Annotated in this window: 19 protein-coding genes; 15 read left to right on the top strand and 4 right to left on the bottom strand. The window is 62.6% G+C overall.

The annotated features are described in order from the left end of the window. Positions 1-117: 117 nt before the first annotated feature. Positions 118-1,290: a lytic murein transglycosylase B gene (mltB, locus tag NCS58_RS10690; protein WP_086961420.1), complete on the bottom strand. Its 1,173-nt coding sequence runs from the start codon at positions 1,288-1,290 to the stop codon at positions 118-120. A gap of 318 nt (positions 1,291-1,608) precedes the next feature. On the opposite strand from mltB, the gene NCS58_RS10685 reads away from it, so the two are divergent. After that, the gene (locus tag NCS58_RS10685; protein ID WP_250476923.1) at positions 1,609-2,532 is read left to right on the top strand and encodes a histone deacetylase family protein; all 924 of its coding nucleotides are present in this window, start codon (positions 1,609-1,611) and stop codon (positions 2,530-2,532) included. Here NCS58_RS10685 and NCS58_RS10680 read toward each other — a convergent pair. Continuing rightward, a complete protein-coding gene (locus tag NCS58_RS10680; RefSeq protein ID WP_250538392.1) occupies positions 2,529-3,413 on the bottom strand; it encodes an alpha/beta hydrolase in 885 nt (294 codons plus the stop codon). The genes NCS58_RS10685 and NCS58_RS10680 overlap by 4 nt on opposite strands. Before the next feature lie 167 nt (positions 3,414-3,580). Between NCS58_RS10680 and NCS58_RS10675 the strand changes: the two genes are divergently transcribed. From NCS58_RS10675 to NCS58_RS10650, 6 genes are all read left to right on the top strand, one after another. Continuing rightward, positions 3,581-4,615 (top strand): methionine ABC transporter ATP-binding protein, encoded by a 1,035-nt coding sequence (locus NCS58_RS10675; protein ID WP_061120485.1) that lies wholly within the window; start codon positions 3,581-3,583, stop codon positions 4,613-4,615. Next, positions 4,605-5,258 carry a methionine ABC transporter permease gene (locus tag NCS58_RS10670; protein WP_061120486.1) on the top strand — a complete coding sequence of 218 codons (654 nt, stop codon included), beginning with the start codon at positions 4,605-4,607 and terminating at the stop codon, positions 5,256-5,258. Before NCS58_RS10675 ends, NCS58_RS10670 begins: the two co-directional genes overlap by 11 nt. A 15-nt stretch (positions 5,259-5,273) precedes the next feature. After that, positions 5,274-6,068, top strand: a complete 795-nt coding sequence (locus NCS58_RS10665) for a MetQ/NlpA family ABC transporter substrate-binding protein (RefSeq protein WP_250538391.1) — start codon at positions 5,274-5,276, stop codon at positions 6,066-6,068. Positions 6,069-6,243: 175 nt separating this feature from the next. Then, positions 6,244-6,993: an electron transfer flavoprotein subunit beta/FixA family protein gene (locus tag NCS58_RS10660; protein ID WP_061120488.1), complete on the top strand. Its 750-nt coding sequence runs from the start codon at positions 6,244-6,246 to the stop codon at positions 6,991-6,993. 22 nt (positions 6,994-7,015) lie between these two features. Continuing rightward, complete coding sequence (locus NCS58_RS10655; RefSeq protein ID WP_061120489.1) at positions 7,016-7,951, top strand: electron transfer flavoprotein subunit alpha/FixB family protein; 936 nt, start codon at positions 7,016-7,018, stop codon at positions 7,949-7,951. 109 nt (positions 7,952-8,060) lie between these two features. Beyond that, positions 8,061-9,854, top strand: coding sequence for an acyl-CoA dehydrogenase (locus tag NCS58_RS10650; RefSeq protein WP_250538390.1), 1,794 nt, complete (start codon positions 8,061-8,063; stop codon positions 9,852-9,854). Between the two features lie 60 nt (positions 9,855-9,914). On the opposite strand, the gene NCS58_RS10645 is transcribed toward NCS58_RS10650, so the two are convergent. Continuing rightward, positions 9,915-11,207: a D-amino acid dehydrogenase gene (locus tag NCS58_RS10645; protein ID WP_250476919.1), complete on the bottom strand. Its 1,293-nt coding sequence runs from the start codon at positions 11,205-11,207 to the stop codon at positions 9,915-9,917. Positions 11,208-11,358: 151 nt separating this feature from the next. Between NCS58_RS10645 and NCS58_RS10640 the strand changes: the two genes are divergently transcribed. Both NCS58_RS10640 and NCS58_RS10635 read left to right on the top strand, forming a co-directional pair. Beyond that, positions 11,359-11,847: an Lrp/AsnC ligand binding domain-containing protein gene (locus tag NCS58_RS10640; protein ID WP_061120555.1), complete on the top strand. Its 489-nt coding sequence runs from the start codon at positions 11,359-11,361 to the stop codon at positions 11,845-11,847. Between the two features lie 68 nt (positions 11,848-11,915). Continuing rightward, entirely contained in the window at positions 11,916-13,043 is a 1,128-nt protein-coding gene (locus NCS58_RS10635; RefSeq protein ID WP_061120556.1) for a PA0069 family radical SAM protein, read from the top strand. Between the two features lie 4 nt (positions 13,044-13,047). Here NCS58_RS10635 and NCS58_RS10630 read toward each other — a convergent pair whose 3' ends face one another. After that, complete coding sequence (locus tag NCS58_RS10630) at positions 13,048-13,551, bottom strand: hypothetical protein (RefSeq protein ID WP_250538389.1); 504 nt, start codon at positions 13,549-13,551, stop codon at positions 13,048-13,050. A 239-nt stretch (positions 13,552-13,790) separates the two neighbouring features. On the opposite strand from NCS58_RS10630, the gene rpsP reads away from it, so the two are divergent. The 6 genes from rpsP (at position 13,791) to NCS58_RS10600 (ending at position 18,003) form a co-directional block, all read left to right on the top strand. Continuing rightward, positions 13,791-14,045, top strand: coding sequence for a 30S ribosomal protein S16 (gene rpsP, locus NCS58_RS10625; RefSeq protein WP_008342343.1), 255 nt, complete (start codon positions 13,791-13,793; stop codon positions 14,043-14,045). A gap of 54 nt (positions 14,046-14,099) precedes the next feature. Beyond that, positions 14,100-14,822, top strand: a complete 723-nt coding sequence (gene rimM / locus NCS58_RS10620; protein ID WP_250538388.1) for a ribosome maturation factor RimM — start codon at positions 14,100-14,102, stop codon at positions 14,820-14,822. A 25-nt stretch (positions 14,823-14,847) separates the two neighbouring features. After that, entirely contained in the window at positions 14,848-15,618 is a 771-nt protein-coding gene (gene trmD, locus NCS58_RS10615) for a tRNA (guanosine(37)-N1)-methyltransferase TrmD (protein WP_250490126.1), read from the top strand. A 131-nt stretch (positions 15,619-15,749) separates the two neighbouring features. After that, complete coding sequence (gene rplS, locus NCS58_RS10610; protein ID WP_061120495.1) at positions 15,750-16,139, top strand: 50S ribosomal protein L19; 390 nt, start codon at positions 15,750-15,752, stop codon at positions 16,137-16,139. Between the two features lie 145 nt (positions 16,140-16,284). Beyond that, on the top strand, positions 16,285-16,944 hold the full coding sequence (locus NCS58_RS10605) for a CoA pyrophosphatase (protein ID WP_250476915.1): 660 nt from the start codon (positions 16,285-16,287) through the stop codon (positions 16,942-16,944). Between the two features lie 120 nt (positions 16,945-17,064). Next, positions 17,065-18,003: a CobD/CbiB family protein gene (locus NCS58_RS10600; RefSeq protein ID WP_061120497.1), complete on the top strand. Its 939-nt coding sequence runs from the start codon at positions 17,065-17,067 to the stop codon at positions 18,001-18,003. Positions 18,004-18,005: the final 2 nt, after the last annotated feature.

Here is an 18,005-nt window from a genome sequence, read left to right as displayed (position 1 = left end):
GCGACCGGGTCGTCAAATCCCGCCCTAAACGGTACACCGTTCGTTATCTAAGAAAAGACCTTAACTGAACGGCATTACCGGCTTGCCGGGGTTTTGTTTTTCAGCGCGGACAGGACGTCACTGCGGGTTCGTACCCGTATCGCCCGCCATCATGCGCGCCTTTACCGCCTCGCCCAGTTGATACACCGCGAGCGCGTAGAAGAAGCTGCGGTTGTAACGCGTGAGCACGTAGAAGTTTTTCAGTCCGAGCGTGTATTCGGTCGCGCGGCCGGGCGTGGGCAGATCGACCACGGTGAGCGGCGTCGGCGCTTCAGCCTCGATGTTGAGTCGCGGCTCGTCGAGCAGCATGCCGGCCTTCGTCAGTTGCGCGAGCGACCACTTCGGCTCCGGCGAACCATCGGCGGCGGCCTGCGCGATGCCCTGACTGCCGACGTCGCCGGCGATACGCCACACGACCGGCCGCCCCGGCTCCCAGCCGTTTTGCTTCAGATAATTCGCCACGCTGCCGATGGCATCCGCCGGACTCGTGCGCAGATCGATACGGCGGTTGCCGTCGTAATCGACCGCGTATTGCACGATGCTGCTCGGCAGGAACTGCGGAATGCCGATCGCGCCGGTGTACGAACCGAGCACGGTCGTCGGATCGATCTGCGAATCGCGCGTCCATACGAGCAGGTCTTCCAGATTCTTGCGGAAGGTCGCCATGCGCTCGGTGCGGTTCGGCGTGTTCGGATAATCGAAAGTGAGCGTGGTCAGCGCGTCGAGCGCGCGGAAGTTGCCCATGTATTTCCCATAGATCGTCTCCACGCCGATGATCCCGACGATCACCTCAGGCGGCACGCCGAATTGCTCCGCGGCGCGCTGCAACGTCGCCTGATTCGCACGCCAGAATTTCACACCCGCATTGATGCGCACCGGCTCGATGAAACGCCCCTGATACGCGCGCCAGTTTTTGGCTTGCGGCGTCGGGGACGGCAGGACCAGCTTCGCCGCCGTCGCCGAATAACTCACGCGGGAGAACAGGTCATGCAGCGCCGACGAATCGAAGTCGTAGCGCGCGACCATGTCGTTGATGAACGCATCGACATTCGGATTGTTCGCGTAACGCTGCGGCACGATCTCTTCTTCGAACACCTGCCCTTGCGGCGTCGCGGCCTGCGGCTGCTGCGACTGCGCAAAGGCACTGTTGCCGGAGAGAAAGCCGAGCGCGCAGACGAGGGAAGCAATGAGTGCGCGCTTTGCCGGCGTGAACGAAGCCGTGAAGTCGAACGGAGCAAACTGGAAAGTCATAGTGTGCGTGGTTGGGGGCGGTAGGGGCGATGCCTGATGCGCGAGCGGCCAGAACGTCTGTGAGGGTGAATCCATGCGAAACGCTCTGCAACGATTCTTAACGGAACGCAACGGCCTGCAACATGCTGCGCGCAAGCGCTCGCCCGGCAAGGCGTCGGGGCAGTATAACCGACGCTTCGCGCCCGGACTGCCCGTATGCCCGGGCGACGGCGGACGCGCCAAACGGTGTGGTAACTTAACGTCAAATGCGCGGCACGTGGTCGCGTATGACGAAAAAACACGAGACAAGAGCCGACGAAAGCGGCATTGCGAGACATCATGGCCACCGGCTTCTACTCCCACCCCGACTGCCTCCGGCACGACAACGGCCAATGGCATCCCGAATGTCCGGCGCGGTTGCAGGCGATCGAGGATCAACTGATCGCGAGCCGGATCGATTCGCTCATCGAGCGCGAGGAAGCGCCGCTCGCCGAGGAAACCGAACTCGCACGCGTGCACACGCAGGCGCACATCGACTACATCAAGAGCCGCACGCCGGAGTCGGGGAGAAGCGAACTCGATCCGGATACGTCGATGTGCCCCGAGTCCTATCGTGCCGCGTTGCGCGCTGCGGGCGCGGCGATCGCGGCCACCGATGCCGTAATCGAAGGACGTTACGACAACGCTTTCTGCAGCGTGCGCCCGCCGGGCCATCACGCGGAGCCCGCGCGCGCGATGGGCTTCTGCCTCTTCAACAACGTCGCGGTCGCCGCGCGTCATGCGCTCGAAGTGCACGGACTGCAGCGGGTCGCGATCGTCGATTTCGACGTGCATCACGGCAACGGCACCGAGGCCGCGTTCAGCGGCGACTCGCGCGTGCTCATGTGCAGCTTCTTCCAGCACCCGTTCTATCCGTTCAGCGGCGCCGATAATCACGCGCCGAACATGGTCAACGTGCCGCTGCCCGCGCGCACGAAGGGCATGGAGGTGCGTGAAGTCGTCGACCTGTTGTGGCTGCCGCGGCTCGAGGATTTCAAGCCGCAGATGATCTTCTTCTCCGCCGGCTTCGACGCGCATCGCGAAGACGACATGGGCAACATGGGTCTTGTCGAGGACGATTACGCGTGGATCACCGAGCAGATTCGCGCGGTGGCGAAGCGTCACGCGCAGGGGCGCATCGTGAGCTGTCTCGAAGGCGGCTACAACCTGTCGGCGCTCGGACGCAGCGTCGTCGCGCATCTGCGAGTACTCGCGGAAATCTAGCCGGGTGCGTGCGTGCGCGCGTAGTCGGCGCGCACCAGAATCCAGTCGATGAGCTCGCGGATCACGCGCTCGCGGTCGAGATCGTTGAGCGTTTCGTGGGCGCTGCCTTGGTGGATCGCGAGCGTGCTGTCCGTCGATCCCGCGTTCGCTTCGAATTCGCGGCTGCCGGCAGGATCGCAGATCGCGTCGGCGCTGCCGTGGAAGACGAGAAGCGGCAGTGTGATGTCGCGGCGTTTCGTCGCCAGGCGCTCCATCGCGGCGAGAATCTGCGCGGCGGTGCGCGCCGGGACCGCGCCGTGAAGCACGAGCGGATCGCGCTTGTACGCTTCGACGACGCCCGGCGCACGCGAAAGCAGCGCCGGGTCAATGCTGAACGCGGCAAGGCGCGGCGCCACGGTCCCGACGATGCGGGACAATTTCGCCCTCCAGCGAGGCGTGCCTGCGCCAATCTTCAATGCCGGACTCGACAGAATCAATCCGGCCAGTTTTCTCTCCCGCGCGCGTTCTGCGGCATAGAGCGCCGCGACCGTGCCGCCCATGCTGTGGCCCATCAGAAAAAGGGGCGTGGCGACGGGCGGCGTCGCGGCGCACGCTTCGAGCAACACGTCGGCATCGCGCAGATAATCAGTGAACACGCGCACCCACGCCCGATCGCCTGACGACTTCCCATGCCCACGCAGATCGATTGCGATCAGTTCGATGCCCGCCGCGTTCAACGCGATCGCGAGCGCGTCGTAGCGTCCCGCGTGCTCGCCGAGGCCGTGAACGAGCGCGACGCGCGCCCTGAGTTCGACCTCCGGCGCGGGCTGCCAGCGATGCAGGAACAGTTCCGCGCCGTTGCGCGTCGTGACGGCGCTCGTCGAATAAACGTTCCGGGACATGGGCTGTAAATATCTCCGCGTTATTAGCCGATCTGAAATCATTATTAAACAGAATGTAACGCGTCCGGTAAAATCTCGGGCGACTACACAGCTACGAGTACGAACAGGCGGCGGCCGGCGGCCCGGGTGCGTTTCACCCGGCGAGCCTTCCGCCGTTTGCATTTTTCATGATCGAAATACGCAATCTCTCGCAACGCTTCGCGGGGCCCCGGGGCTGGGTCGAAGCGCTGCACAACGTCAATCTGACGATTCCCGCCGGCGAAGTGTTCGGCATCATCGGGCGCAGCGGCGCGGGCAAGAGCACGCTGGTGCGCACCATCAATCTGCTGACGCGGCCGAGCGAAGGCAACGTGATCGTCGACGGACGCGATCTCACGACGCTCGGCAAGGACGATCTGCGTGCGGCGCGCCGCGATATCGGCATGATTTTTCAGCACTTCAATTTGCTGAGCTCGCGCACGGTGTACGACAACGTCGCGTTGCCGCTCGAGCTTGCCGGCAAGAAGCGCGCGGAGATCGAGGCGGCCGTTTTGCCGCTGCTCGATCTCGTCGGCCTCACGACGCACAAGGACAAATACCCCGCGCAGATCAGCGGCGGGCAGAAGCAGCGCGTGGGCATCGCGCGGGCGCTCGCGAGCAAGCCGCAAGTGCTGCTGTCGGACGAAGCCACGTCCGCGCTCGATCCGGAAACCACGCGCGCGATTCTCGATCTGCTGCGCAAGATCAATCGCGAGCTGGGTCTCACGATCGTGCTCATCACGCATCAGATGGAAGTGATCAAGCAGGTGTGCGATCGCGTCGCGGTGCTCGACGCGGGCCGCGTGGTGGAAGAGGGCAAGGTCGTCGATGTCTTCATGCAGCCGCACCACGAAGTCACGCGCGCGCTGATCGGCGATGTAATCGCGCACGAGTTGCCGCCCGCGTTGAAGGCGCGCGTCATCGAACGTCTTAAGACGGGTAGCGGCCATTTGCTGCGGCTCGCGTTCACCGGCTCGGGCGTCGATCAGCCGATTCTCTCGGAGACGATCCGCCGCTACGAGCTCGATTTCAACATCCTGCACGGCCAGATCGATGAAATTCAGGGGCAGGCGTTCGGCTCGCTCGCGGTGCTCGCGGGCGGCCAGCCGGTGAAGATCGCGGAGGCGATCGAGTATTTGCGTTCTCAAGGTGTCGTCGTGGAGGAGTTGTCCCATGTTGAGTGAAATGTTCGACATGTTCGTGCAGTCGTTCTGGGAAACGCTGATCATGGTCGGCATCTCGGGACTCGTGGGCGCGGCCGTTGGCCTGCCGCTCGGCGTGCTGCTCTATCTGACCGATCGCGATGGCGTGTTGCAGAACATCGGCGTGAATCGCGTGCTCGGCGGCGTCGTCAATGCGGTGCGCTCGACGCCCTTCATCATTCTGCTCGTTGCGGTGATTCCGTTCACGCGCCTCGTCGTCGGCTCGTCGATCGGCACCGCGGCCGCTGTCGTGCCGTTGACCATCGCCGCTGCGCCATTCATCGCACGGCTCGTCGAGACCGCGCTGCGCGAAGTGGATCGCGGTCTCATCGAAGCCGCCCAGGCGATGGGCGCGACCACGCGCCAGATCGTCTTCAAGGTGCTGTTGCCGGAGTCGCTGCCGGGTGTCGTCGCGGGGCTCACCATCACGTTCGTGTCGCTCGTCGGCTATTCGGCGATGGCGGGCGCGATCGGCGGCGGGGGTCTCGGCGATCTCGGCATCCGCTACGGCTATCAGCGCTTCCTGCCCGAAGTGATGATCACCGTCGTCGTTATCCTCATCGTGTTCGTGCAACTCGTGCAATCGTTCGGCGACTGGCTCGTTCGCCGTCTCAGCCATAAATAATCACTCAAGAAAATCATGCAACGTCGATTCGTTTTGAAGTTCGCCGCCGCGCTTCTGGGCGCAACGCTGTTCAACGGTGTCGCGCACGCCGAGGACGCCATCAAGATGGGCGTGACCGGCGGCCCGCACGCGCAGATCATGGACGTGGTGAAGCAGGTCGCCGCGAAGAACGGGCTCAAGATCACCGTCGTCGAATTCTCCGACTACGTGCAGCCGAACGCCGCGCTCGCCGCCGGCGACCTCGATGCGAACAGCTATCAGCATCTGCCGTATCTCGACGCGCAGGTGAAGGATCGCGGCTACAAGCTCATCAGGGTCGCCGATACCGTGACGTTCCCGATGGGCATCTACTCGAAGAAGCTGAAATCGCTGCCGGCGCTCGGCAATGGCGCGCGCATCGCGGTGCCGAACGATCCGACCAACGGCGGGCGTGCATTGTTGCTGCTGCAAAAGCAAGGCCTGATCAAGCTGCGCGCGGACGCAGGCCTGAAGGCGACGCCGCTTGATATCGTCGAGAATCCGAAGAAGCTGAAGATCGTCGAACTCGACGCGGCTCAGATTCCGCGCTCGCTCGACGACGTCGACGCCGCCGCCATCAACACGAATTTCGCGATGGAAGCCGGGCTGAAGCCGAAGTCGGACGCGATCGCCATCGAAGATCCGCATGGGCCGTACGTGAACATCATCGCGATCCGCGCGGCCGACAAGGACAAGCCGTGGGTCGCCAAGCTGATCGCCGCTTATCATTCGCCGGAGGTGAAGCAGTTCGTTGAAGGCAAGTACGCAGGGGCGGTAATCACGGCCTGGTAATCGTTTTCATGGCGATCTTCGGGTTTTTGTGGATAGAAATAGAACGATCGTTCGATAAAATTCAGCCCATACCTATTGCATGACGACTCAACCCACCCGATTCCGCGGGGGCTAGCCAGCGCGTCGCTCGTATAATGACGCTGGGTTGACGTAATCGTAACTTTGGAGCGTGTGCATGAAAATTCTGGTGCCAGTCAAGCGCGTGGTCGACTACAACGTGAAGGTCCGGGTGAAGTCGGATAACACGGGCGTCGATATCGCCAACGTGAAGATGTCGATGAACCCCTTCGACGAGATCGCCGTTGAGGAAGCGGTGCGTCTGAAGGAAGCGGGTGTCGCGACGGAAGTGATCGCCGTATCGTGCGGCGTGACGCAGTGTCAGGAGACGCTGCGTACGGCGCTGGCCATCGGCGCGGATCGCGCGATTCTCGTCGAATCCGCTGATGAACTGCAGCCGCTGGCGGTGGCGAAGATCCTGAAGGCGCTGGTCGATCAGGAGAAGCCCGAGCTCGTCATTCTCGGCAAGCAGGCAATCGATGACGATTCAAACCAGACCGGTCAGATGCTGGCCGCGCTCGCGGGTCTGCCGCAGGCGACGTTCGCATCGAAAGTCGTAGTCGCGGATGGCAAGGCAACGGTGTCGCGTGAAGTCGATGGCGGTGCTGAGACGCTTTCGCTGAAGCTGCCCGCTGTAGTCACGACCGATCTGCGCCTGAACGAGCCGCGCTATGTGACGCTGCCGAACATCATGAAGGCGAAGAAGAAGCCGCTGACGACGGTGAAGCCCGCTGATCTGGGCGTCGATGTCGCGCCGCGTCTGAAGACGCTGAAGGTCGTCGAGCCGCCCAAGCGCAGCGCAGGCATCACGGTGCCCGACGTGAAGACGCTGGTCGAGAAGCTCAAGACCGAAGCCAAGGTGCTTTGATCGACACACACGCGGAGAAAACATGACGATTCTGGTAATTGCGGAACACGATAACGCGTCGATCAAGGCAGCGACGCTGAACACCGTTGCGGCGGCGGCGAAGATTGGCGGCGATGTGCATGTGCTGGTTGCAGGCTCGAATGCGCAAGGCGCGGCGGATGCAGCGGCAAAGATCGCGGGCGTCAGCAAAGTGCTGCTCGCCGATGCGCCTCAACTCGCCGAAGGCCTGGCAGAAAACGTCGAAGCGACGGTGCTGAATATCGCGAAGGACTATTCGCACATTCTGGCGCCCGCGACGGCTTACGGTAAGAACATTGCGCCGCGCATCGCTGCGCATCTGGATGTCGCGCAAATCAGCGATATCACCGCGGTCGATAGCGCCGACACGTTCGAGCGTCCGATCTATGCGGGCAATGCGATTGCAACGGTGCAATCGGGCGATCCGATCAAGGTGATCACGGTGCGCGCGACGGGTTTCGATCCGGTCGCGGCAGAAGGCGGCAATGCTGCGGTTGAAAAGATCGAAGCCGCAGCCGATGCGGGCATCTCGCAGTTCGTGAGCCGCGAAGTGACGAAGCTCGACCGTCCGGAACTGACGAGCGCGCACATCATCGTGTCGGGCGGACGTGGTCTGGGCAGCGGCGAGAACTACACGAAGACGCTGGAGCCGCTCGCCGACAAGCTCAACGCGGCGCTGGGCGCATCGCGCGCGGCCGTCGATGCTGGCTATGTGCCGAACGACTATCAAGTGGGCCAGACCGGCAAGATCGTCGCGCCGCAACTGTATGTGGCCGTCGGCATCTCGGGCGCGATTCAGCATCTCGCGGGCATGAAGGACTCGAAGGTCATCGTTGCGATCAACAAAGACCCCGAAGCGCCGATCTTCAGCGTGGCCGACTACGGTCTCGTCGGCGATCTGTTTTCGGTCGTGCCGGAACTGGTGAAAGAGCTCGGCTAAACCGCGCCGTGTGAGTCGAACACTCGCCACAGAGAAAAAGAAAGGGCGCGACAAAACGTTGCGCCCTTTTTTTCGCACCGAAGTATATGTAAAAAAAGGAGACAAGACGATGAGCTACAGCGCCCCGGTCAAAGACATGCTGTTCGTCATGAAGGAACTGGCGGGTATAGACAGCATCGCCGCGCTGCCTGGTCACGAGGACGCGGGCTTCGACACGGCACAGGCCGTCGTCGAGGAAGCCGCGCGTTTTTGCAGCGAAGTCCTCGCGCCGCTGAACGTCGCCGGTGACCGCACGCCGAGCGCATGGGCGAACGGCGAAGTCACGACGACGCCCGGCTTCAAGGGCGCGTTCCGTCAGTTCGCGGAAGGCGGCTGGCAAGGTGTCGTCCATCCGGCGGAGTTCGGGGGCCAGGGCTTGCCGAAGCTCATCGCGACGCCGTGCATCGAGGCGCTCAACTCGGCCAATCTCTCCTTCGCGCTCTGTCCGCTGCTCACCGACGGCGCGATCGAAGCGGTCCTCACGGCAGGCAGCGACGAACAGAAGGCGCGCTTCCTGCCGAAGTTCATCTCCGGCGAATGGACCGGCACGATGAACCTCACGGAGCCGCAAGCGGGCTCCGATCTCGCGCTCGTGCGCACGCGCGCCGAGCCGCAGGGCGACGGCACGTACAAGGTCTTCGGCACGAAGATCTTCATTACTTACGGCGAGCACGATATGGCGAAGAACATCGTGCACCTCGTGCTCGCGCGCACGCCCGACGCGCCCGAAGGCGTGAAAGGCATTTCGCTCTTTCTCGTGCCGAAATTTCTCGTCAACGACGACGACGGCTCGCTCGGCGCGCGCAACGACGTGCATTGCGTGTCGATCGAACACAAGCTCGGCATCAAGGCCAGCCCGACCGCCGTGCTGCAATACGGCGATCACGGCGGCGCGACCGGCTATCTGATCGGCGACGAGAATCGCGGTCTCGAATACATGTTCATCATGATGAACGCGGCGCGTTTCGCCGTCGGCATGCAAGGCGTCGCGATCGCCGAGCGCGCGTATCAGCAGGCGGTCGCGTACGCGAAAGAGCGGGTGCAGAGCCGTCCCGTCGATGGCAGCGCGAAGGAGTCCGTGACGATCATCCATCATCCCGATGTGCGCCGCATGCTCTCGACCATGCGCGCCTACACCGAAGGCGCCCGGGCGCTCGCGTATGTCGCGGCGGCGCATAGCGATCTCGCGCACGGTTACACCGACGACGACGCGAAGAAGAGCCACCAGGCGATCTACGAATATCTCGTGCCGATTGTGAAGGGCTTCAGTACGGAGATGTCCGTCGAGGTCGCGAGCCTCGGCGTGCAGGTGCACGGCGGCATGGGCTTCATCGAGGAGACGGGCGCGGCGCAGCATTATCGCGATGCGCGCATCCTGCCGATCTATGAAGGCACGACGGCGATTCAGGCGAACGATCTCGTCGGCCGCAAGACCGTGCGCGACGGCGGCGCGACGGCGCAGGCGCTGCTCGCGCAGATCGATCAGACCATCGCGGCGCTCGCCGAGCGAGACGGACAGCCGTTCAGGTCGATGCATCGGCATTTGAGCGCGGGAAGTCTGTCGCTCGCGCGCGCAATCGAGTTCATCATCGCAAAGTTCAAGAGCGATCCGAATGCCGTCTTCGCGGGCAGCGTGCCGTATCTGCGGCTCGCGGGCATCGTGCTGGCGGGATGGCAGATGGCGCGAGCGATGCTCGTCGCTCATGCGAAGCGCGCGGAGGACGAGCGTTTCCATGGCGCGAAGATCGCGACGGCGGAATTCTTCGCCGAGCACATTCTGTCGCTCGCGCCGGGGATCGAGGCGTCGATCATCAGCGCGAACGGCAGTGAAGGCGTGCTCGCGCTGAGCGAAGATCAGTTCTGAAAACGAGAAGGGCGCCTTCGTCGAAACGAAGGCGCCCTTGACTTTCCTGCGATAGAAGAATTACGCGTTCGCGTATCCCGGACGCGTTTTCACGCCGACATCGCCGAAATAACGATGCACGGAGAGATCGTCGGCACGGATGGCGGGCTGCTTGCCCGACATCAGATCCGCCAGCAACTGGCCCGAGCCGCACGACATCGTCCAGCCGAGCGTGCCGTGACCGGTATTGAGGAACAGGTTCGGCACCGGCGTGCGGCCGACGATCGGCGTGCCGTCCGGCGTCATCGGGCGCAGGCCGGTCCAGAAGGTGGCGCTCGCGGTGTCGCCGCCGCCCGGGAACAGGTCGTTCACGCACATTTCGAGCGTTTCGCGACGCGCCTGCTTCAGCTTCTTGTCATAGCCGACGATTTCCGCCATGCCGCCCACGCGGATGCGGTCGTCGAAACGCGTGATCGCGATCTTGTACGTTTCGTCCAGCACCGTCGAGACCGGTGCGCGTTCGGCATCGACGATGGGCGCGGTGATCGAGTAACCCTTCAACGGATAGACCGGGATCTTCACGAGATCGCCGAGCAGCTTCGGCGAATAGGAGCCGAGCGCGACGACATATGAATCTGCCGTCACCAGTTCCTTGCCGCACTGCACGCCGGCGATACGGCCGTTGCTGACGGTAAGCGCGTCGATCGACGTGTTGTAGCGGAACTTGACGCCGAGCGCTTCGGCCATCGCGGCGAGGCGCGTCGTGAACATCTGGCAGTCGCCCGTCTCGTCGTTCGGCAGGCGCAGGCCGCCTGTCAACTTGTGCGAAACCGCCGCGAGAGCGGGTTCCGCCTTCTTGAGCTCATCTGCCGTAAGCAGTTCGAACGGCACGTTCGCGTCCTTCAGCACAGAGATGTCCTTGCCCGCACCATCGAATTGCTGTTGCGTGCGGAACAGTTGCAACGTGCCGCCGGTGCGGCCTTCGTAGTGAATGCCGGTGTCGGCGCGCAGCGCCTGGAGGCAGTCGCGACTGTATTCGGCGAGACGCACCATCCGGCCCTTGTTGACCGTGTAGCGATCTTGCGTGCAGTTGCGCAGCATTTGCCACATCCACTGCAACTGGTTCATCGTGCCGTCGAGGCGAATCGCGAGCGGCGCGTGCTTTTCGAACATCCACTTGACGGCTTTGAGCGGGACGCCCGGCGCGGCCCACGGCGATGCGTACCCCGGGGAGATCTGACCTGCGTTCGCGAAACTCGTTTCGAGCGCGGGTCCGGCTTCGCGGTCGATGACCGTGACTTCGTGGCCGGCGCGAGCAAGGTAGTAGGCGCTCGTGACACCGACGACGCCGCTTCCGAGAATAACGATTCGCATGTGATCTCCATCCAGATTCGATGAACTTCCGCATGCGCGTGCTTTAAGGCGATCGACGCGACAAACCGAAGCTCGTATAGTGTTATCGACTATGGTATGGACTTCGAGGCAGTTTTAGTTATTGTATTTGGTCGATTTTCAGGAAAAACCAATGCGCACACAGCGAAATCCCGTCCGCGCCCTCGACAAGCTCGATCACAAGATTCTGAACATCCTTCAGGAGGACGGCCGCATTGCGATGAAGGACCTGGCGGAGCGCGTCGGGCTGTCGGTGACGCCTTGCATCGAGCGTGTGAAGCGCATGGAGCGTGATGGCGTGATCATGGGCTACTACGCGCGCGTGAATCCGACCGAGTTGGGCGCGGCGCTGCTCGTATTCGTCGAGATCACGCTCGATCACAAGAGCGGCAACATGTTCGAGCAATTCCGCCGCGAAGTTCAGAAGATTCCCGAAGTGCTCGAGTGCCACCTCGTGTCAGGCGATTTCGACTATCTGATCAAGGCGCGCATCGGCGAGATGGCCGACTATCGCAAGCTGCTCGGCGACATCCTGCTGCAGTTGCCGGGCGCGGTGCAGTCAAAAAGTTACGTGGTGATGGAGGAAATCAAGGAGACGCTGAAGATCCTGGTCGAAACGTGATTTTTTTGCTTGCGACGATGACTCGATACTGTATATTTATACAGTATCAATGGATGGACTTCGTCGCAATGTCATCGCCCGATCGTGAGTATCCCGTCGCGCCGCCCGCTCCGCTCAAGGGGCGCGGGGCGGTCACGAACGTTCAGGGGCGTTTCGAGAAGGACGAGCGCGAACGCGTAGACGACGGCTGGGCGCACACCGCCGATCCAGAGGACCAAGGCGCACCACCGCTGCGCACCCAGATTTTTGAAGAGCGCGCGAAAAGCATTCTCACGCGCAACAGCTCGCCGGACATCCCGTTCTCCGTTTCGCTCAATCCCTATCGCGGCTGCGAGCACGGCTGTATCTATTGTTTTGCGCGCCCTACGCACAGCTATCTTGGTTTATCGCCAGGGCTCGATTTCGAAAGCAGGATCTACGCGAAGGTCAACGCGCCCGAATTGCTCGAGCGCGAACTGGCGAAGCCGACCTACGAAGCCGAGCCAATAGCGCTGGGCGTCAACACGGACGCGTATCAACCCGTCGAGCGCGATCTGCAGCTCACGCGGCGGGTCATCCAGGTGCTGCACGATTGCGGGCATCCTTTCGCGGCGATCACGAAGAATTCGCTGATCGAACGCGACATCGACCTGCTCGCGCCCATGGCCGTGCGCGGTCAGGTGATGGCGGCGATCACCATTACGACCCTCGACGCCGATATCGCGCGAACGCTCGAACCACGCGCCGCGACGCCAGCACGGCGTCTTCGCACGATCCGGACGCTCGCCGAGGCGGGCATTCCGGTAGGCGTGAGCATCGCACCGGTCATCCCGTTCGTGACTGAGCCGGACATGGAGCGTGTTTTGGAGGCGTGCGCCGAGGCGGGGGCGACGAGCGCGAGTTACATCGTGCTGCGTCTGCCGTGGGAAGTTGCGCCGCTTTTCAAGGACTGGCTCGCCGCGCATTTCCCCGATCGCGCGGATCGCGTGATGAGCCGCGTGCGCGATATGCGCGGCGGCAAGGACTACGACTCGAACTTCTCGACGCGAATGAAAGGCGAGGGCCTGTGGGCCGACATGCTCAAGCAGCGTTTTCAAAAGGCGACGAAGCGACTCGGCCTGAACGCGCGGCAGCGCGGCATTCTCGACATGTCCGAGTTCCAGCGGCCCGCGAAGAAAGCAGCGGCGCCGTCCAGCCCGCAACTCGACTTGTTCTGACGTTTTATTGCGACAGCGTTTTCGCCGCCTCGACCTGACTTTCGAAGTACGTCTGGAACGTGAGCGCGAGACCGGTCATCAGCAGGAACGCGCCGATCAGGAGCGAAAAAATCACGACGAAGATGACCGTCCAGCCGGAGCGGCTACTGCGGCCGGTGTGCGCGTTGAACTGCGCATCCCATTTGGCGTCGGGGCGCAGGCCGTAGACGATCGCGGAGAGAAAGGCGGCGAGCAGCGATATCGCGCCCGGGAACGCCAGCACCCAGCCGAGAAGCGAAGTGAGCTCCGTCTGCGCGAGCAGCAGGTAGCCGAACGCACCCAGAATGATGCCGGCGATATGCGCCCAGCCGTACTTGTCGCGCATTCCATACAGATAGAAGCGGTGCAGGCCGATGGAACCGAACAGAAACGCGAGCGCGGCGGTCAGCGTCTTCGAACGAAAATACGATGGAATCTGCTTGCTGGCCGGCTGCGAGCCGGCTTGCGTGGCGACGGACGAGGAAGTCATCAGCGAAAGCGGTGATAGAAAGAATCGGACGTCGCTTCAAGCGGACGCGGTCAGCCATTTTACGCCGACGCGTGTCCGCGCCACCAATCGCACGTCGCCGCGTCAATGTAAGACTCGCTGGAACGGTCCCCAATCCGCCGTGCATCCAAAAAATGCGTTAAGTGTTTGTTGGCGCTCCGGATTACAGCTATAATCGCCTGTTCTCGTTGTTCCGAACCCCGGTTTTCAAGGATTTCAGCATGGTCATCATCCGCTTGGCTCGTGGCGGCTCGAAGAAGCGCCCGTTCTACAACATCGTTGCAACTGACTCGCGTAGCCGCCGTGACGGCCGCTTCATCGAGCGCGTTGGTTTCTACAACCCGGTCGCGACCAAGGGCGAATCGCTGCGCATCGCTCAGGATCGCCTGACGTACTGGCAAGGCGTTGGCGCACAACTGTCGCCGACCGTCGAGCGTCTCGTCAAGCAAGCTCAGCAAGCCCAGCCGGCTGCTTAAGCTCGCTTGGTCGACGCTGTAACAGCCGCTCGAAACCTGCCCAAGGATTCGTCGATGCCCATGCGCGATTCTGAATCCGGCCGCGCGTCGGAAGGTATCGGTCGAGCCAAGCCGGGGCAAGATGAAGGTTCCGCCACGTTTGGCGCGTTCGTCCGCAAGCCGGGCGCGCGCCGCGTGGCGGTCGATCTTTCGAGCACGAAGGTGCCGGAAGGCGGAATCGAGCCGGTCGAAGCTTTGCCTGAGGACGCCGTCGAACTCGGTTTCATCGCCGATGCATACGGTCTCAAAGGCTGGGTCAAGATCGTGCCGCACGCGAACGGCAAGCAGGGCGGCGACGCGCTGCTGAGCGCCAGGCGCTGGTGGCTCGCAAAAGGCCGCGATTACAAGTCCGCCCGTTGTCTGCAGTCGAAAGTGCACGCCGATACGATCGTCGCGCGCTTCGCCGGCTGTGATGACCGCGATACGGCACTTGCGCTGAAAGGTCACACGGTGAATATCGCGCGCAGTGATTTCCCGAAGCTCGACAGCGAAGACGAATTTTACTGGGTCGATCTGATCGGCCTGGATGTCGAAAATGAAGCGGGCGTGGCTTTGGGCCGCGTTGCCGATCTGATCGACAACGGCGCGCATTCCATCCTGCGGATCGAGTATCCGGGCATCGACAAGGATGGCCAGCCCGTCACCGGCGAGCGGCTGATTCCGTTCGTCGGCGTGTATGTGAAGACGGTGGACCGGGCGGCGAAGCGCATCGTCGTCGACTGGGACGCCGACTATTGAACATCGTCACGTTACGGAGAGAGCGATGCAGTTCGATGTCGTGACGCTCTTTCCCGAGATGTTTCGCGCACTGACCGACTGGGGCATCACCAGCCGCGCGGTGAAGCAGGAGCGGTTCGGTTTGCGGACGTGGAATCCTCGCGATTTCACCACGGACAACTACCGCACCGTCGACGATCGCCCTTACGGCGGCGGCCCTGGCATGGTGATGCTGGCGCGCCCGCTGGAAGAAGCGATCCATGCGGCCAAGGCTGCGCAGCGCGAGCAGGGCATTGTGTCGACGCGCGTCGTGATGATGTCGCCGCAAGGTGCGAAGCTGGACCACGAACGCGTAATGCGGTTTGCGCAGGAGCCGGGTCTCGTGTTGCTGTGCGGCCGTTATGAAGCGATCGACCAGCGTTTGATCGATCGTGAAGTGGACGAAGAAGTGAGCCTCGGCGACTTCGTGCTGTCCGGCGGAGAGCTCCCCGCGATGGCGCTGATGGACGCCGTGGTGCGCCAGTTGCCCGGGGTGCTGAACGACGCGCAGTCGGCGGTGCAGGACAGTTTCGTAGACGTATTGCTCGACTGTCCACACTACACGCGTCCCGAAGAGTACGAAGGCGTGCGTGTTCCCGATGTGCTGCTCGGCGGTCATCACAAGGAAATCGACGCCTGGCGCAGGCGCGAAGCACTACGCAACACATTCAACAAGCGTCCCGATCTGATCGGGCGCGCGCGTGAAAGCAAGATGTTGAGCCGTGCCGACGAGGCATGGCTCGCAGAACTCGCAAAGGAAGCGTCGAAATCTGCATAGATTTCGGGCGGACGAGCGGGAAAATGGGGGCGCTGGCTAATAATCGGCGCCTGAAGCAAACCCATCCTCTACCGGGGCCTGACGCAAATACAAGGCACGCAACTTCGGCAAGATGGCACAAGGAGTCAGTAATGAATCTGATTGAACAACTCGAGAAAGAAGAGATCGCACGCGTTCTGGGCGAGAAGAGCATCCCCGACTTCGCGCCGGGCGATACCGTCGTCGTCAACGTGAACGTGGTCGAAGGCACGCGGAAGCGTGTCCAGGCTTACGAAGGCGTCGTCATCGCCAAGCGTAACCGTGGCCTGAACTCGAACTTCATCGTTCGCAAGATTTCGTCGGGCGAAGGCGTCGAGCGTACGTTCCAGACCTACTCGCCGCTGCTCGCGAGCATCGTCGTGAAGCGCCGTGGTGATGTTCGCCGCGCGAAGCTTTACTACCTGCGTGAGCGTTCGGGCAAGTCGGCTCGAATCAAGGAAAAGCTGGTCTTCAAAGACAAGACTGCTGCTTCCGCAGAGTAAGTCGCCGGCGAAGCGTAGTACGGAAAAAGCACCCCATGTGGGTGCTTTTTTCTTTGGTGTGTTCAAATTGAGGCTTCGACAGCCCAGTTCTCGACCCGTGTCCACCGGAAAGACTTCGACTCCCCGCATCCTCGAACCCGAAAAGATGCCCGTCGTCTCGACGGGTGAGACACTCCCGCCCATCCCGCCAGAGCGCCTCACGCCGGAAGGCTTGCGCGCGCGTTTCACGATGGATCTCGACTGGACGCAGGAAGAGCGCGAGCAGCGCATCAAGGCAATCGGCGGCGATCCGCGTGTGGCTTCCGTGCTGGTGCCGCTCGTCGTGCGCGACGGCGGCTTGACCGTGCTCCTGACGCAGCGGGCCGATCATCTGTCGGATCACGCCGGGCAGATCAGCTTTCCGGGCGGGCGCCGTGAGCCCGAAGACGCCGATGCCGCCGCCACGGCGCTGCGCGAAGCCCACGAAGAAGTCGGCTTGAGCGCGGAACATTGCGAGATCATCGGGGCGATGCCCGAGTATCTGACGGGCACGGGTTTCAAGGTGACGCCCGTCGTTGCGCTGGTGTATCCGCCGTTCTCGCTGAAGGCCGATACGCGCGAAGTCGCCGACATCTTCGAAGTGCCGCTCGCGTGGCTCATGAATCCGGCGAATCACGAAGTGCGTGTCTTTCGATGGGAAGGCGGCGAGCGTCGTTTTTTTGCCATGCCGTATACACCGGGTGAAAGAAAGGCTCCTCATTTCATCTGGGGCGCAACGGCCGGCATGTTGCGCAATTTTTATCGCTTCCTCGCGGCTCGCGCGTGATGGCGCACGAAGTCCGCGCGCCGGCCGTGCCTCGCGCAATTACTCGGCGCGCTAAAGCGGTCAGACGCTGTGCTATCGTTACGCGAAACTCGAACTAATCCGACTGTTTCGGCGCTGCGCATGACTTTTTTCTCCGTATTGCTGGCCCTCATCATTGAGCAAGTGCGCGCTTTATCGCCGCACAATCCGATTTCGGCGTTGCTCCAATATCATGCGGAATCCACCGCGCACGGCTTCGATGCCGGCAAGGAGAAGCACGGCATCGTCGCGTGGCTGGTCGTCGTGTTGCCGTGGACGCTCGTCGTCGGGCTCGTTTATTACGTGCTGTACCGGATCAACTTCGTTCTGGCGTTTCTGTGGAACGTGGTCATCGTGTACTTCACGCTCGGCTTCCGGCAGTTCAGCCACTATTTCACCGATATCCACCTCGCGCTCAACAACGACGACGTGCCGCGCGCGCGCGAAGTACTGAAGGAATGGACCGGCCTCGACACGATCGACATGCCCGTCAGCGAAATCGTGCGGCATACGCTGGTTCACGCGGTGGTGGCGTCGCATCGGCATGTGTTCGGCGTGTTCTTCTGGTTTCTGATTCCGATCGGCCCGGCGGGCGCGGTGCTGTATCGCATCGCCGAATATCTGGCGCGCGCGTGGTCGAAGCCGAATCCGGAGCGCACCGCCGAGTTTTCGTCGTTCGCGCAGCGCGCGTTCTTTTTTATCGATTGGGTGCCCGCTCGTCTGACCGCGCTCGGCTTTGCGATCGTCGGAAATTTCGAGGATGCGATCTACGCCTGGCGCAATCACGCGCGGCAGTGGCCGGACGCGAACGAAGGTGTGTTGCTTGCGGCGGGCAGCGGCGCCCTGGGCGCGCGTCTCGCGGGTCCGCTGGCGGAGCCGCTTTCAGTCGAAGCGCTTGCCGTGGGCGATGCGAGCCCGCTGCCCGTCGGCGACGACTGCACCCCGCGCACGCTGCAATCGGCCGTCGGCCTGGTGTGGCGCGCGGTGATTCTGTGGATGCTCTTGCTGCTGATGCTGACCATCGCCGTGTGGCTGGCGTAACC

The sequence above is a fragment of the Caballeronia sp. INML3B genome (genome assembly GCF_023631305.1).
In the GTDB taxonomy this organism is placed as follows: domain Bacteria; phylum Pseudomonadota; class Gammaproteobacteria; order Burkholderiales; family Burkholderiaceae; genus Caballeronia; species Caballeronia turbans.
The sequence above is the reverse complement of the archived record's forward strand: the minus strand, read 5'-3'. Positions and strand labels throughout refer to the sequence as shown.